The following is a 14,926-nucleotide window of genomic DNA, read 5'->3' as shown; positions in this document are numbered from 1 at the left end:
GCGGTGGTGTGTTCTCGACGGGCGGCGTGAGAGGCCGGCGGCGACGGATGCCTCGGCGCGACGCGCCGGGAACGTCCTCAGCCGGCGGCCGTCACGCGAACCTCGGTGCCGCGCCGGTGGGTCGTGCCGGCCTCAGGGTCGGTGGACGCCACCGTGAACAGGCCCCACACGAACTGCGGCACGACGGTGGTCGGACGGAACCCGGCCTCTTCGAGCTCGGCCATGGCATCCGCCAGGTTGTCGCCGACGACGTCGGGCACCTCGATGGGCGGCGGTCCGAGCGAGACGGTGAGGGTGGTGCTGTCGCCCGCGCGCCACCAGCCGGCGGGATCGCGCTCGGCCATGCGGATGACCGCCCCCTCGGCGATGTCGGTGCTGTACTCCTCGGTCTGTCCCGCGACGGAGATGCCGGCATCCGCGAGGATCCGGGTCGCATCGTCGACGGGCTCTCCGACGACGCTCGGAAGCGGACCGAGCGAGACGCCGAGCGAGGCCGTGTCGCCCTGGCGGGCCGTGCATCCCTCGCCGCACTCGATGTCGTCGCCGCCGGCGGCCGGATGGACGACCACGTACACCACCGTGCCGGCGGGGCCGTCGGTGTAGTACGAGGCGCTTTCGCCCGGGGCGACGTGCTGGGCGGTCAGCTGCGCGCGGACGTCTTCCTCGGTCAGTCCGTTGAGCTTCGGGAACGTCGCTTCGGCGGGGCCGAGCGAAACCACGACCGTCACCTCGCTGTCGCGCTCGACGCGCGTGCCGGGTCCCGGGTCGGTGCTGATGACTTCGCCCGCGGGCACATCGAGGCTGGAGGCTTCCTGCCGCACGGCGACGAGCGTGTCCTGCTCGAGCTCGGCGGACGCCTGCTCGAACGTCATCCCCGAGACGTCGGCGACGACCACCATCGACCCCGGCCCCGAGCCGAACCACCAGCCGAGACCGGCGGCGAGCGCGGCGAGCAGGATCACGGCGGCGACGAGCCACCCGCCCTTGGCGCGGCGTCGCTTGACCGCGCGGCGCAGGCGCGTGGCGTTGTCGACCTCCTCGAGCCCCGATGTCGGGCCGGTCGCGGCCGACGGGAGCACGGCGGTGAGCTCGCCGGTCGCGGCGGCGTCGTCGCGCACGACGCTGATCGGCCCGGTCCGGGTGACGACGGGCGTGACGCCCAGTTCGCGCTCGATCTCACGGAGTCGCTCGAGCATCTCGCGGGCGTCGGTGGGCCGCTCGTCGGGGGAGCGCTCGGTCGCCCACAGCACCAGCTCGTCCAGCGGCTCCGGCACGCCCGGGTTCTTGACGCTCGGGCGCGGCACCGAGTCCGTCGCGTGCTGGAACGCGATCTGCATGGGCTGCTCGCCCTTGTACGGCTGCTCGCCGGTGAGCATCTCGTACAGCATGATGCCGAGCGCGTAGATGTCGCTGCGGGCGTCGGCGGTGCCGCGCGTGACGAGCTCGGGGGCGAGGTAGGCGATGGTCCCCAGCAGCTGGGCGCCAGAGGCGGTGTTGGCCGTGGTCGCTCGCGCGAGGCCGAAGTCGCCGATCTTGATGCGGCCGTCCTCGGCGAGCAGGACGTTCTCGGGCTTGACGTCGCGGTGCACGATGCCCGCCTTGTGCGCCGCGGCCAGGCCCGACAGCACCGCGTCGAGGATCGAGATGGCCTGCGGCACGGTGAGGCGCCGCTGCTCGCGGAGCAGTTCGCGCAGGGTGATGCCGGGGAGGTACTCCATGACCAGGTACGCCATGTCGCCGTCCTGGCCCTGGTCGAACACGTTGACGACGTGCGGATCGGCCAGGCGTGCGGCAGCGCGCGCCTCCTGGATGAAGCGGCTCTGGAACACCGTGTCGTCGCTGAGGTGGCCGTGCATGACCTTGAGCGCGACGCGGCGCTCGAGGCGCAGATCGGTCGCGACGTACACCGTGGCCATGCCGCCCCGGGCGATGCGAGCACGCACGCGGTACCGGCCGTCGACCAGTCGGCCGATCAGCGGGTCCGTCTGCTGACTCGTGCTCACGCTCAGAGTCTACGGACGTGCACCTGCGAGCCCGCGGAGCGGCTCACCCTGCGACCGTTCCGTTACCGGGCGGTGACCCGCGTCAGCCGAGCGCCGCGAGCCACGCGTGGGCGGGAGCCTCCCACTGCGCGTAGCGCTCCGGGTACGCCGAGATCTGCACGGCCTGCGCGGCATCCGCGAACGACATCGACTGCCATCCCGGGATGTCGAGCAGACCGCGGGTGCGCTCCCCGTTCGGATCGGACGCTCCGCCGTAGAACGCCCGGATGGACCGGGCGGCGTCGCGGACCTCCGCCTCCGTGCCCCAGCCGGTGCTCGGGCGCTGCTGGAAGAGGCCGAGCGAGTCGCGGTCGCCCCAGTCGAGGTTGCGGATCCACGACTCCTGCATCGCGGTGCCGAGTGCGATCGCGATCCCGCGGTCGGGAACGCCGAGCTCCCGCCCGATCTGCACGATCAGCTGCGCGTTGGCGACCTGCTCGGCATCGAGTCCGGGAACGGTGGGAGCGGATGCCGGCACCGCGGCGAGCGGGATCGCGATGGTCTGCCCGGGGTAGATGATCGATGACCGGCTCAGCCCGTTGGCGGCGAGCACGGCGTCGGTCGAGACGCCGTGGCGCTGGGCGATGCCGCTGATCGTGTCGCCCGCGACGACGGTGTAGCTGGCGCCGGCGCTCGGCGCGGGCGCGGGCGCGGGAGCGGCGGCGGCGGGCGCTGCGGCACCCGGGATCGCGATGGTCTGCCCGGGGTAGATGATGGACGACCAGCCGAGGCCGTTCGCCGCGAGCACCGCGTCGGTCGAGAGGCCGTGGCGCTGGGCGATCGAGCTGACGGTGTCGCCGCGCTGCACGGTGTACGCGCCGGCCGCGGGGGCCGTCGCGGGTGCAGGGCCCGGCGCCGCGGCGGCCGCGGTGCCGGTGAGGGCGAGCACCTGGCCCGGATAGATCACCGAGCGCCAGCCGAGCCCGTTGAGCGCCAGCACGTCGGCGGTGCTCAGGCCGTAGCGGCTCGCGATCCCGCTCACGGTGTCTCCCGGCTGCACGGTGTGGGTGGCCGGTACCGATGACTGGCCTCGGCGCGCCGCGAGTGCGGCGGCGGTCTGCGACGCGACGGGGACGGATGCCGCGGCCTTCGCCGTGCGCAGTGCGGGCGACGCGGTGTCGCGCGTGGACGCGTCGGTCTGATCGGCGTGTGCCGGGGTCGCCGAGAGCGTGAGGGCGATCGACCCGACGACGGCGACCGGAACCCCGGACAGGGCGGTGCGGGGCCGGGCCCCGCGATGGGTGTGGCGGACTGGTCGCACGAGTTTCCCCCCTCAGTCGACTCCAAAACCGTGTCACGGAAGTGAAATGGTGTCAACGGGTGGTATGTCCCGGTGCAGAAGTGACAGAAGTGAACAACGGGATCCCGGCGAACCCCGACAGGCGGCGGCTCGCGGTCCGGGGTGGATCTGGAATAGTTGCTGTCGTGACCACTGACGACGCCTCGCTCATCGAGACCGAATGGCTCACCCTGCCCGAGCTCGTGGAGGTGCTGGGCGAGCCGCTGGGACGCGTCCGCCGACTCCTCGACGACCTGCACCTCGTCGGCTCGCGGCGGGACGGCACACTCAAGGTTCCCGCCGTCTTCATCGTCGACGGCGAGCCGCTCTCGTCGTTGCGCGGCACCGTCTTCGCGCTGCACGACGCCGGCTTCACCGACGACGAGACGATCGACTGGCTGCTCGCGCCCGAAGACACCATCGGGGTCGCGCCGATCGAGGCGCTGCGAGCCGGCCGCAAGAGCGAAGTCCGTCGCGTCGCGCGCACGCTGGCCTGAACAGGCGGCGCCGCGACGGCGCCGGCGTCAGGTGGTGCGAACCGTGGCCGCGCGCGCGAGGTCGCGCAGCTCGCTGACCGCGGCGTGGCCGAGACGCGCGCCCGAGAGAGCCCGGTCGGCCTTGCGCACATAGCCGGCGATCAACTCCTCGACGCGGTCGAGGGCGCCCGAGTCGGCGATCGTCCGCTGCAGCGACGCGATCTGCTCGTCGTCGAGCGACGGGTCGCCCAGCAGTTCGTCGACGATGCGGCGCGCGGAGGCGGGCAACGCCTCGCGCGTGAACGCGATGAGCACCGTGCGCTTGCCCTCGCGGAGGTCGCCGCCCGCGGGCTTGCCGGTCTCGCGCTCGTCGCCGAAGACCCCCAGCACGTCGTCGCGCAGCTGGAAGGCCATGCCGAGCGGGTGTCCGAAACCTTCGAGCGCCTCCGACTGCGCGGCATCCGCCCCCGCCACCGCCGCCCCGATGGTCAGCGGCTGCTGGATGCTGTAGCGCGCCGACTTGTACGACGCCACGCGCAGGGCGCGTTCGGCGTGCCGGTCGTCGGGCTGGGTCGCATAGGCGGACTCCTCGGCGATGTCGAGGAACTGTCCGAGGGTGACTTCGCGGCGCATCGCGCCGTAGTGCGCACGCGCCGCGGCCGCGCGTGCGGGATCCAGTGCGGCCAGCCCCTGTTCGAGCAGGTCGTCGCTCCACGCGACCAGCAGGTCGCCCAGGAGGATCGCGCTCGACCGGCCGAAGGCGGCCGGATCGCCGAGCCAGCCGGCCGCGCGATGCTCCGCTTCGAGCGAGCGGTGCGCCGCCGGACGGCCGCGTCGCGTGTCGGAGTTGTCGATGAGATCGTCGTGGACGAGGGCTGCGGCATGGAAGACCTCGAGAGCGGCCGCCGCGGTCACCACGGCCTCGACCGGCGGGCCGGCGGGACCGGATGCCTCCTCCACAGCCCTCCACCCGGCGACGCAGAACCGGCCGCGAAGCCGTTTGCCCCCGGCGGTCGCCGCAGCGGCGGCCTCGATGAAGCGGGCCGCCTCGGCTCCGGCGTCCGTCACGCTGGTGCGCTGCGCCGAGATGAACATGTCCACTCGCTGGGAAATGGCTTCGATCGACTCTGCGGAGGCGGACACGGGCCTAGCCTAGTGATCTACGGCACGCGTAGACTTTGATCACGGCCTCGTACACGGCCGACGGAAGTACAAAGGGGGATGCATGCCACTCTCCGAACAGGAGCAGCGCCTGCTGGACGAGATGGAACGCCATCTCATGCGCAACGACGCCGATGTCGTCAGCGCGCCCCGCGACGGCCGCGCTCTGAGCTATCGCAACATCGTCTATGGCACGATCCTCGTGCTCGTGGGCCTCGGCGGTCTCATCGTCGGTGTCTCGCAGCAGCTGATCGTCGTGGGTGTGATCGGATTCGTCGTCATGCTGGGCGGCGTCCTCCTCGCCGTCACGCCCGGCCGCGGCCCCGGGCGCGTCCGAGTCGATTCCGACCCGCCTCCGAAAGCGACCGCGAGCAACTCCTCGTTCATGGACCGCATGAACGACCGCTGGGACAAGCGGCAGGGCGAGCGCTGAGCGCGACCGCCGCCTGACCCCTCACTGAGCACCGACCTTCGGGTCGGTGCTTTTTTTGTGCCTGCGAACGCCCGTCGCCAAGCGCGCGCGGGCATGCCGAGGGGCCTGGGGGAGAGAGCCGACGGCATGGTGGTAGCAAAGTGGAGGAGAGTGGAGTAAAGTGGCGAACATCCCGGGGGGCCGGACGAAGGGGGAGTGATGTACCGATGCTTTTGGGCACGCACACTCCCAAGCTCGACGACAAAGGTCGCGTCATCCTCCCCGCGAAATTCCGCGACGACCTGGGTGGGGGCGTCGTCGTGACCCGGGGACAGGATCGCTGCCTCTACGTGTTCAGCACGCAGGAGTTCGAGCGGGTGCACGAGCGCATCCGCGAGGCGCCGCTGGCCAACAAGCAGGCCCGCGACTTCCTGCGCATGTTCCTCTCGGGCGCGAGCGCCGAGAAGCCCGACAGCCAGAACCGCATCACGATCCCCCCTCCGCTGCGCGCATACGCCGGCCTGGATCGCGACCTCGTCGTCACCGGCGTGGGCGCCCACGCCGAGATCTGGAACGCCGAGACGTGGAACACCTACGCCGCGGCCAACGAAGAGACATACGCCGAGCTGGAGCAGGAGGTGATCCCGGGCCTGTTCTGAGGCGCTGCCGCCCCTCGGCCCCGACTCCCAGCCGCTCACGCCCTGACGCCACTTCCCCGGTGCCAGGTCAGAGCGGATGGGGATCAGGACCGAGGGAACGACAGCCGCAGAGGCTCCGACATCATGAACCTGCGCGACATCCACACCCCGGTACTCCTCGAGCGCTGCATCGAGCTGCTGACCCCCGCGCTCGATCGCGACGGCGCCGTCTTCGTCGATGCCACGCTCGGCATGGCCGGGCACTCCGAGGCGTTCCTCGAGCGCTTCCCGCGCCTGCACCTGATCGGGCTCGACCGCGACACCGACGCGCTGCGGATCGCCGGCGAGCGGCTCGCGCCGTTCGCCGACCGCGTCACGCTCGTGCACACGGTGTACGACGGCATCGCCGAAGCCGTGGCCTCGGCCGGATTCGAGCGCGCCGACGGCATCCTCTTCGACCTGGGCGTCTCGTCCCTCCAGCTCGACTTGGCCGAGCGCGGTTTCGCGTACGCGCAGGACGCGCCGCTCGACATGCGCATGGACCAGACCGGCGGGACCACTGCCGCCGACATCCTCGCGAGCTACGGCGAAGGCGATCTCCGGCGCATCTTCGAGCGCTACGGCGAAGAGAAGCTCGCCGGACGCTATGCGCGAGCCATCATCGCGGCGCGCGCACAGGCTCCCATCGAGCGCTCCGGGCAGCTGGTCGAAATCCTCTCCGCGGCCACGCCGTACGCGGCGCAGCGCACCGGGCACCCGGCCAAGCGGGTGTTCCAGGCGCTTCGCATCGAGGTCAACCGCGAGCTCTCGGTGCTCGAGCGCGCGGTGCCCGCCGCGCTCGGCATCCTGCCCGTCGGCGGGCGCCTCGTCGTGCTGTCGTACCAGTCCCTCGAAGACCGCCTCGTCAAGCGCGCACTGGCCGAGGCCTCGGCCTCGACGGCGCCCCGGGGTCTGCCGGTCGAGCTGCCCGAGCACGCGCCGCGCTTCCGGCTGCTCGTGAAGGGCGCCGAGCTCGCCGGTGACGAGGAGCGCGCGGTCAACCCGCGCGCGACGCCGGTGCGTCTGCGCGCTGCCGAACGGATGAGGGAGGACGCATGAGCACGATCGCCCACGCGCTCCCGACCGCCCCCCGCGTCACCGGCACGGCCGCTCCGGAACGGACGGATGCCCCGCACCGGCGCCTGCGCGTCGTCGACGCTCCTGCGCCGCGCCGCCGGCCGAAGCTGCTGTACGGGATCATCGCCGTGCTCGGCGCCTTCCTCATCGCAGGCGCCCAGATGGCCCTGTCGATCATGACGACGCAGGGCTCGTACGAGCTCTCGGCCCTGACCGCGAAGCAGAGCGAGCTGACGTACCAGAAGCAGATCCTGTACGACGAGGTCGCCGGGCTCAGCTCTCCGCAGTACCTGGCGGCGAACGCCGCCGCGCTCGGCATGGTCGTCGACGAGTCGCCGAGCTATCTGCGGCTCAGCGACGGCGCGATCCTGGGCGCGTCGGAGGTCGCGCTGGGGTCGTCGTCGATCGACGCCATCGGGCGCGGGTCGGTGCCGAACGCCCTCATCGCGAACACGCCGCTGGTGACCGTGGAAGGCGCCACGATCGGGGGACTTCCGGCCGAGGTCGTCGAGACACCGGTCGACGGCGGTGTCGTCAACACTCCGCCGCCCCTGACCGACGGACTGCCCATCCCGAGCACACACTGATCATGACGCCGCGCCGCGGACGCCCCTGCAGACAAGACAGCGAGACGACACCGAGACGGACATGACGACACGAAGCACGCGAACCCCGCGCCGCCGTACCGTGGTGGCACTCGCCGTCGTCCTCGCGGTGCTCGCAGGATTCATCGTCCGGCTGGTCGACATCCAGGTGGTGAACGCCGGCGAGCACATCGAGGACTCGCTGGACCGCGCGTTCGCGGGGTCGCAGACGCTGTACGGCGCCCGGGGCGCCATCGTCGACGAGAACGGCCAGACGCTCGCGGGCAGCATCCTGCGGTACGACTGCCAGGTGTCGCCGAAGCTCATCAAGCAGATCGACGCGGACGTGCTGGCGGGGGACTCGGACGCCCGGCTGTGGGCGGACGTCTCGGAGGACGTCGCCGAGATCACCGGGCAGACGCCCGAAGAAGTCCGCGGCATCGTGGCGACGGCTCTCGCCGAGAACCCCGATTCGCAGTTCGCGTACCTGAAGAAGAGCCTCTCGACGGAGCAGTTCCGCGCCCTCGCCGACCTCGGAGCGCCCTATATCGCCTGCGCGCAGCATCCGGCCCGGGCGTATCCGGACGGCGCGGTCGCCGGCAACCTCGTCGGCTTCACCGGCGTCGACGGCGATGCCCTCGAAGGTCTCGAGAAGTCTCAGGACGACTGCCTGTCGGCGACCAACGGCAAGCGCACGTACCAGCGCGGCAAGGACGGCGTCGTCATCCCCGGCACCGAGACCGAGATCCCCGCGAGCGACGGCGGCACGCTGCAGCTGACGATCAACCGCGACCTGAACTGGTACCTGCAGCAGCTGATCGCCGAGCAGACCCAGAACATGGCCGCCCAGCACGGCTCGATCCTCGTCTACGAGGTGAAGACCGGGAAGGTGCGCGCGGCCGCGGAGTTCCCCACGGTCGACCCCAACGACATCGAGGCGACCGAGCCCGACGACCGCACCAGTGAGATCTTCCGCGGCACGTTCGAGCCCGGCTCGACATTCAAGGCGCTCACCGCCGCCACGGTCATCGACGCCGGGGGGCAGACGCCGACGTCGACGGTCACCTCGTCGTGGCAGGAGTACTTCCCGAACGGCGCGCGCGTCCGGGACGCGTTCCAGCACCCCGCCTACGACTACACGCTCGCCGGCGTGTTGATGGACTCGTCGAACGCGGGCATCTCGAAGTTCAGCGAGAAGGTCAGCCCGGAGGTGCGGTACGACTACTTCACGCGCCTCGGCATCGGGCAGGGCACCGGATCCGGCTACCAGGGCGAGGCGAACGGCCTCCTCCACCCCGTGGAGGATTGGGGCGCTCAGACCACCTACAACACGTCGTTCGGGCAGGGCCTCACGACGACCATGCCCGAGCTCGCGCGCGCCTACGGCGCGATCGTCAACGACGGCGTGATGATGCCGCTGTCGATCATCGAGTCGTGCACGAAGCCCGATGGCACGGTCGTCACGCCCGAGCTCGGCAAGCCCGAGCGTGTCGTCAGCGAGAGCACGTCGGCCCAGATGCGCTCGATGCTCGAGAACGTGTTCCTCCAGGCCGCCTACGCCGACACCGTCGAGATCCCGGGCTACCGGATCGGCGGCAAGACGGGAACCGGTGAGAAGGCGGACCTCGTGAACGGCGGATACAAGTCCGGCGTCTACTACACGACGATGATCGGGTTCGCTCCGGTCGAGGACCCCGAGTACGTCGTCGTCGTCACCCTCGACGAGCCGACGAAGGTAACATCGTCTGCGGCCAACGCGACCGCGTTCCAGAGGGCCATGACCCAGGTGCTGAAGACGTACCGCGTCATGCCCTCGACGACGGCGCCGGAGCTGCTGCCCAAGTTCGGGTGAGCTCCCCGAACCGGCCGGAGACCCATGATCGCGCTCACCATCGCCCAGATCGCCCACGCCGTCGCAGGCGAGGCGCGCCCGGCCGGCGACGACACGCTCGAGACGGTCGTCTCGGGCGTCGTCGACACCGACTCACGCCTCATCGAGCCGGGCGGCATCTTCGTCGCCAAGCCCGGCGAAGACACCGACGGGCACCTGTTCGTCGACGCCGCCGTCGAGAAGGGCGCAGCCCTCGCGATCGTCGAGCGGCCGGTCGAGGCATCCGTGAGTCAGATCGTGGTGCCCAGCGCCGTCGCCGCGCTCGCGGACCTCGCGCGCGAGGTCGTCGCGCGGGTGAAGGCGAGCGGGAACCTGCGCGTGGTCGGGATCACCGGCTCGAACGGCAAGACCACCACCAAGAACCTGCTCGCCCGCATCCTCGAGGGTGAAGGCGAGACCGTCGCGCCGAAGGCCTCGTTCAACAACGAGGTCGGCGCGCCCCTGACGATGCTGCGGGTCACCGAGAGCACGAGGTTCCTCGTGAGCGAGTTCGGTGCGAGCGCGCCCGGTGAGATCGCACGCCTCGCGGGACTCGTCGAGCCCGATGTCGGTGTCGTGCTGATGGTCGGCATGGCGCACGCCGCCGGATTCGGCGGCATCGAAGCGACCTTGAACGCCAAATCAGAGCTCGTGCGGGCCCTGCACTCGGGCGGTACCGCCGTGCTCAACGCGGACGACGCCCGCGTGGCCTCGATGGCCCCGATCGCCGCGGAGCGCGATGCCGCGGTGCGGTGGTTCGGGCGCGGCCCCGCGGCCACCGACGTGCGCGCCGACGACGTCGAGGTCACGGCATCCGGAACCACCTGCGTGGTCACCGCCGACGGCGAGTCGTCTCCGCTGCGACTGCGGGTGCTCGGCGAGCACCACGTCATGAACGCCCTCGCCGCCATCGCGGCGGCGACGACGCTCGGCGTCTCGCTCGCCGACGCCGTCGCACGCCTCGAGACCGTCGAGATCGCCGAGCGCTGGCGTATGCAGCCGCTCGGATCGGACCGCGTGCGGATCATCAACGACGCCTACAACGCCAGTCCCGACTCGATGGCCGCCGCGCTGCGCACGCTCGCCCAGATCGCGCAGCCGGGCGAGCGCACCGTCGCGGTGCTCGGCGCCATGACCGAGCTCGGCGAGCATGCCGAGGAGGAGCACGACCGCGTGGGCCTGCTCGCAGTCAGACTCGGCATCCAGAGGATCGTCGTGGTGGGACCCGAGGCGCGCCGCATGTACCTCGAAGCCGTGGCGCAGGGATCGTGGGACAACGAGGCCGTCTTCTTCGAGACCGCCGATGAGGCCTTCGAGTACCTGCGCGGCGAGCTGCGCGACGGCGACCGTGTGCTGGTGAAGTCGTCCAACGCCGTGGGGCTCCGGTTCCTCGGCGATCGTCTGGGAGAATCGTTCTCGTGAGATCACTCCTGACCGCGGCGGCGATCTCGCTGGCGTTCACGCTCTTCCTGACGCCGGTCTTCCTGCGGCTGTTCCGCAAGTGGGGCTGGGGGCAGGTGATCCGCACTCCGGAGGACATCCGCAACCCCAACCACCAGACCAAGCGCGGCACGCCCACGATGGGTGGCACGATCTTCATCGTCGGCACGATCGTCGGCTATCTCGTGGGCGGCTACACCGGAAACAACCCGCCGACCATCTCGGGTCTGCTCGTGCTCTGGATGATGGTCGGTCTCGGCGTCGTCGGATTCATCGACGACTACATGAAGGTGCGCCAGCAGAAATTCATGGGCCTGAGCGGCTGGCGCAAGGTCGTCGGGCAGATCGCGGTCACCGTCCCGTTCGGCGTGGTGGCGCTGAACCTGCCGAACCGGTACGGCGAGACGCCGGCGTCACCGTACATCTCGGTCTTCCGCGACGTCGAAGCCCTGTCGTTCATGGCGTTCGGTGCCATCGCGGGCTGGATCCTGTACCTCGCGTGGGTGTCGTTCATCGGCGTGGCCTTCTCGAACAGCACCAACGTCACCGACGGCCTCGACGGGCTCGCCGCAGGGGCGGCGATCTTCGTCACCGGTGCCTACAGCCTCATCGCGTTCTGGCAGTTCAACCAGGCGTGCTGGGGGAGCGAGGCGGCCGCCGCCGCGGCCAAGGCCGCCTGCTACCCGACCCGCGACCCGTTCGACCTCGCCATCGTCTCGGCATCCTTCGTCGGCGCGCTCGTCGGCTTCCTGTGGTGGAACGCGCCGAAGGCGAAGGTCTTCATGGGCGACGTCGGCTCCATGGCGATCGGCGGCGTCCTCGCCGCCATGGCGATCCTGACCCGCACCGAGCTGCTCGCGGTCCTCGTCGCGGGCGTCTTCGTGATCGCCCCCGGATCGGTCATCCTGCAGCGCCTCTACTTCAAGGTCACCCGCGGCAAGCGGCTCTTCCTCATGAGCCCGTTCCACCACCACCTCGAGATGCGAGGGTGGTCCGAGGTGACCATCGTGGTGCGCATGTGGATCATCGCCGGCCTTCTCGCAGTGTCCGGCGTCGGGTTCTTCTACGTCGAGTGGCTGACGCGGACATGAGCGCGGTCGCAGGCGACGGAGCGGGCGGCTCCCGGCTCGACTCGCTCACCAGCTGGCACGCGGACTGGAAGGGCCTGCGCGTCGCCGTGCTCGGCCTGTCGGTCACCGGATTCTCGGTCGCCGACACGCTCGCAGAGCTCGGCGCCGACGTGCTCGTCGTGACCGAGCGGGCCGATGAGGAGTACGCGCGCCTGCTGCCGGTGATCGGCGCGCGGCTGTGGACCGGACCCCTCGACTCCGTGCCCGAGGAGCTCCGAGGCTTCGACCCCGATGTCGTGGTGGCCTCGCCCGGGTTCGCGCCCCGGCATCCGCTCGTCGCGTGGGCTCGCGAGGCCGGCATCGCGCTCTGGGGCGACGTCGAGCTCGCGTGGCGCGTGCGCGACAAAGTCGTGCGCGCCGACGGCACGCCGGCGGACTGGATCCTCGTCACCGGCACGAACGGCAAGACCACCACGACGCGCCTCGCCGCGACGATGCTCGTCGCGGGCGGGCTCCGCGCCGCGCCCGTCGGGAACATCGGCACGCCGGTGCTCGACGCCGTGCGCGATCCGGCCGGGTTCGACGCGCTCGTCGTCGAGCTCTCGAGCCATCAGCTCTGGTATCTGGGTCTGCAGGAAGGCCCCGCCCCGGTGTCGCCGCACGCCGCGGTGTGCCTCAACCTCGCCGACGACCACCTCGAGTGGCACGGATCGTTCGAGGCGTACCGTGAGGCCAAGGCGCACGTGTACGACAACACGCGCGTCGCGTGCGTTTACAACAAGTCGGATGCCGCGACCCAGCGCATGGTCGAGGACGCCGACGTCGTCGAGGGGGCGCGCGCCATCGGCTTCGACCTGGGCGTGCCGGGGCCCAGTGATCTCGGTGTCGTCGAGGGTCTCGTCGTCGACCGGGCCTTCCTCGAGGATCGCCGCACCAGCGCCCTCGAGCTCACGACGGTCGAGGAGCTCCAGCAGCTCGGCCTCGCCGCCCCGCACATCGTCTCGAACATCCTCGCCGCCGCCGCACTCGCGCGGTCGCTCGACGTCGCGCCGGCCGCCATCCGCGACGCGCTGCGCGGCTTCCGTCTCGACCCGCACCGCATCGAGGTCGTCGCGCGGCACGAGGGCATCACCTGGGTCGACGACTCCAAGGCGACGAACCCGCACGCCGCCGCCTCGTCGCTCGCCGCGTACCCCGGGGCCGTCTGGGTGGTGGGCGGCCTCCTCAAGGGCGTCGACATCGCAGACCTCGTCGCGGGCCGCGGCGCACAGGCGAAGGCCGCCATCGTCATCGGCTCCGAGCGCGAGGTCGTGATGTCGGCGTTCTCACGACACGCGCCCGCGGTGCCGGTGTTCGAGGTGGACGCCGATGAGACTGAAGAGGTCATGGCGCGGGTCGTCGAGCTGGCGGCCGGGGTGGCGCGTGACGGGGACGTCGTACTGCTCGCCCCCGCCGCGGCATCCTTCGACCAGTTCGCGTCCTACGCCGACCGCGGCGAGAGATTCGCGGCGGCGGTGAGGCAACGGATCGGAACGGGGGCGGGCGATGACGACGACGCAGCCGCGGATCCGACCCGCCGGGGGCACTGAGCCCGAGCCGGGCCGAGGAGGCCGGGGTCTCGCTGCGCGCGTGAATCTCGGGCGCGTCCTCGCCCCGGTGCCCAGCGAGTTCCTGCTCATCGCATCGACGGCGCTGCTGCTGACGGTCTTCGGCCTGGTGATGGTGCTCTCGGCGACGTCGGCGACTGCGACCGCCGATGGCGAGGCGCCGTGGGACGCCGCGGTGAAGCAGATGGTGTTCGCCGCGATCGGCGTCCCGCTGATGTTCATCGCGAGCCGGCTGCCGGTGTCGTTCTGGAAGAGGATCGCGTGGCCCGCGCTCATCTTCGGCGTCGCGTTCCAGCTGCTCGTGTTCACGCCGCTCGGGAATGCCAGCGACGGCAACCGCAACTGGATCGTGATCGCCGGCTTCCAGGCGCAGCCGTCGGAGTTCCTCAAGCTCGGCCTCGCCCTGTGGGTGGCATTCGTGCTGTTCCGCAAGCGCACGCTGCTGACGAAGTGGCAGCACGTGTTCATCCCGCTCGTGCCCGTCGCGGGCCTGGCCATCGCGACGGTGCTCGCAGGGCACGACCTCGGCACCGCGATGGTGCTCGTCCTGCTCGTGCTCGGCGCCCTGTACTTCTCGGGCGTCAAGCTCCGGATCTTCGTGCTGCCCGCGATCCTCGCCGCGGCCGCGGTCGCGGTGCTCGCGGTCACGAGCCCCGACCGCATGCGGCGGTTCATGAGCTTCCTGAACCCCAACTGCCTCGACGACTACTACAACGACTGCTACCAGCCGCTGCACGGCATCTGGGGCCTCGCCAACGGCGGGATCTTCGGGCTCGGGCTCGGCAACTCCCGCGAGAAGTACGACTGGCTCCCGGCGATCGCGAACGACTACATCTTCGCGGTGGTGGGCGAGGAGCTCGGTCTCATCGGCTGCGCCGTGGTGCTGACGCTGTTCGCGCTGTACGCGGTCGGCGCGTTCCACGTCATCCGCAAGACCGACGACCCGTTCGTCCGCATCGCCGCGGGCGGCATCACCGTGTGGGTCGTCGGGCAGGCGCTCATCAACATCGGTGTGGTGCTGCGGGTGTTCCCGGTGCTGGGCGTGCCGCTGCCGTTCATGTCGCAGGGCGGCACCTCGCTGCTGTCGGTGCTGGTGGCGTCCGGCGTGCTGCTGGCGTTCACCCGGACTCTGCCCGACGCCGTCGCCCGGCGTCAGGCGTCGATCGACGCGGCCGCCGCGCGCCGTCGTCGTGCGGCACCCCGTCCGGCTCCCCGCTGACCCCCGGCGCCC

13 protein-coding genes are annotated in these 14,926 nt (G+C 71.1%); 10 read left to right on the top strand and 3 right to left on the bottom strand.

The features are described 5' to 3' along the window. Window positions 1-77: 77 nt before the first annotated feature. Together pknB and IM778_RS10105 are read right to left on the bottom strand one after the other, a co-directional pair. Window positions 78-2,003 (bottom strand): Stk1 family PASTA domain-containing Ser/Thr kinase, encoded by a 1,926-nt coding sequence (gene pknB, locus IM778_RS10110; RefSeq protein ID WP_194408781.1) that lies wholly within the window; start codon window positions 2,001-2,003, stop codon window positions 78-80. 82 nt (window positions 2,004-2,085) lie between these two features. Further along, window positions 2,086-3,303, bottom strand: coding sequence for a lytic transglycosylase (locus tag IM778_RS10105; protein WP_228484494.1), 1,218 nt, complete (start codon window positions 3,301-3,303; stop codon window positions 2,086-2,088). A gap of 164 nt (window positions 3,304-3,467) precedes the next feature. Between IM778_RS10105 and IM778_RS10100 the strand changes: the two genes are divergently transcribed. Further along, window positions 3,468-3,818, top strand: coding sequence for an Rv2175c family DNA-binding protein (locus tag IM778_RS10100; protein WP_228484493.1), 351 nt, complete (start codon window positions 3,468-3,470; stop codon window positions 3,816-3,818). Window positions 3,819-3,845: 27 nt separating this feature from the next. Here IM778_RS10100 and IM778_RS10095 read toward each other — a convergent pair whose 3' ends face one another. Continuing rightward, a complete protein-coding gene (locus IM778_RS10095; RefSeq protein WP_194408780.1) occupies window positions 3,846-4,940 on the bottom strand; it encodes a polyprenyl synthetase family protein in 1,095 nt (364 codons plus the stop codon). A gap of 82 nt (window positions 4,941-5,022) precedes the next feature. Between IM778_RS10095 and IM778_RS10090 the strand changes: the two genes are divergently transcribed. From IM778_RS10090 to ftsW, 9 genes are all read left to right on the top strand, one after another. Then, window positions 5,023-5,391: a DUF3040 domain-containing protein gene (locus IM778_RS10090; RefSeq protein ID WP_194408779.1), complete on the top strand. Its 369-nt coding sequence runs from the start codon at window positions 5,023-5,025 to the stop codon at window positions 5,389-5,391. Between the two features lie 206 nt (window positions 5,392-5,597). Next, on the top strand, window positions 5,598-6,029 hold the full coding sequence (gene mraZ / locus IM778_RS10085; RefSeq protein WP_127819571.1) for a division/cell wall cluster transcriptional repressor MraZ: 432 nt from the start codon (window positions 5,598-5,600) through the stop codon (window positions 6,027-6,029). Window positions 6,030-6,152: 123 nt separating this feature from the next. Further along, window positions 6,153-7,106, top strand: coding sequence for a 16S rRNA (cytosine(1402)-N(4))-methyltransferase RsmH (gene rsmH, locus IM778_RS10080; RefSeq protein WP_194408778.1), 954 nt, complete (start codon window positions 6,153-6,155; stop codon window positions 7,104-7,106). Continuing rightward, window positions 7,103-7,711, top strand: a complete 609-nt coding sequence (ftsL, locus tag IM778_RS10075; RefSeq protein ID WP_194408777.1) for a cell division protein FtsL — start codon at window positions 7,103-7,105, stop codon at window positions 7,709-7,711. Before rsmH ends, ftsL begins: the two co-directional genes overlap by 4 nt. A gap of 61 nt (window positions 7,712-7,772) precedes the next feature. Continuing rightward, window positions 7,773-9,560 (top strand): peptidoglycan D,D-transpeptidase FtsI family protein, encoded by a 1,788-nt coding sequence (locus IM778_RS10070; protein ID WP_194408776.1) that lies wholly within the window; start codon window positions 7,773-7,775, stop codon window positions 9,558-9,560. Between the two features lie 24 nt (window positions 9,561-9,584). Continuing rightward, window positions 9,585-11,000, top strand: coding sequence for a UDP-N-acetylmuramoyl-tripeptide--D-alanyl-D-alanine ligase (locus IM778_RS10065; protein WP_194408775.1), 1,416 nt, complete (start codon window positions 9,585-9,587; stop codon window positions 10,998-11,000). Further along, a complete protein-coding gene (gene mraY / locus IM778_RS10060) occupies window positions 10,997-12,109 on the top strand; it encodes a phospho-N-acetylmuramoyl-pentapeptide-transferase (protein WP_194408774.1) in 1,113 nt (370 codons plus the stop codon). Before IM778_RS10065 ends, mraY begins: the two co-directional genes overlap by 4 nt. Further along, a complete protein-coding gene (murD, locus tag IM778_RS10055) occupies window positions 12,106-13,677 on the top strand; it encodes a UDP-N-acetylmuramoyl-L-alanine--D-glutamate ligase (protein WP_194408773.1) in 1,572 nt (523 codons plus the stop codon). Before mraY ends, murD begins: the two co-directional genes overlap by 4 nt. Beyond that, window positions 13,634-14,914: a putative lipid II flippase FtsW gene (gene ftsW, locus IM778_RS10050; protein WP_194408772.1), complete on the top strand. Its 1,281-nt coding sequence runs from the start codon at window positions 13,634-13,636 to the stop codon at window positions 14,912-14,914. Before murD ends, ftsW begins: the two co-directional genes overlap by 44 nt. Window positions 14,915-14,926 lie beyond the last annotated feature (12 nt).

This window comes from Microbacterium cremeum (assembly GCF_015277855.1).
Lineage (GTDB): Bacteria > Actinomycetota > Actinomycetes > Actinomycetales > Microbacteriaceae > Microbacterium > Microbacterium cremeum.
Note: the sequence above shows the minus strand (reverse complement) of the source record. Positions and strands in the feature narration are given on the sequence as shown.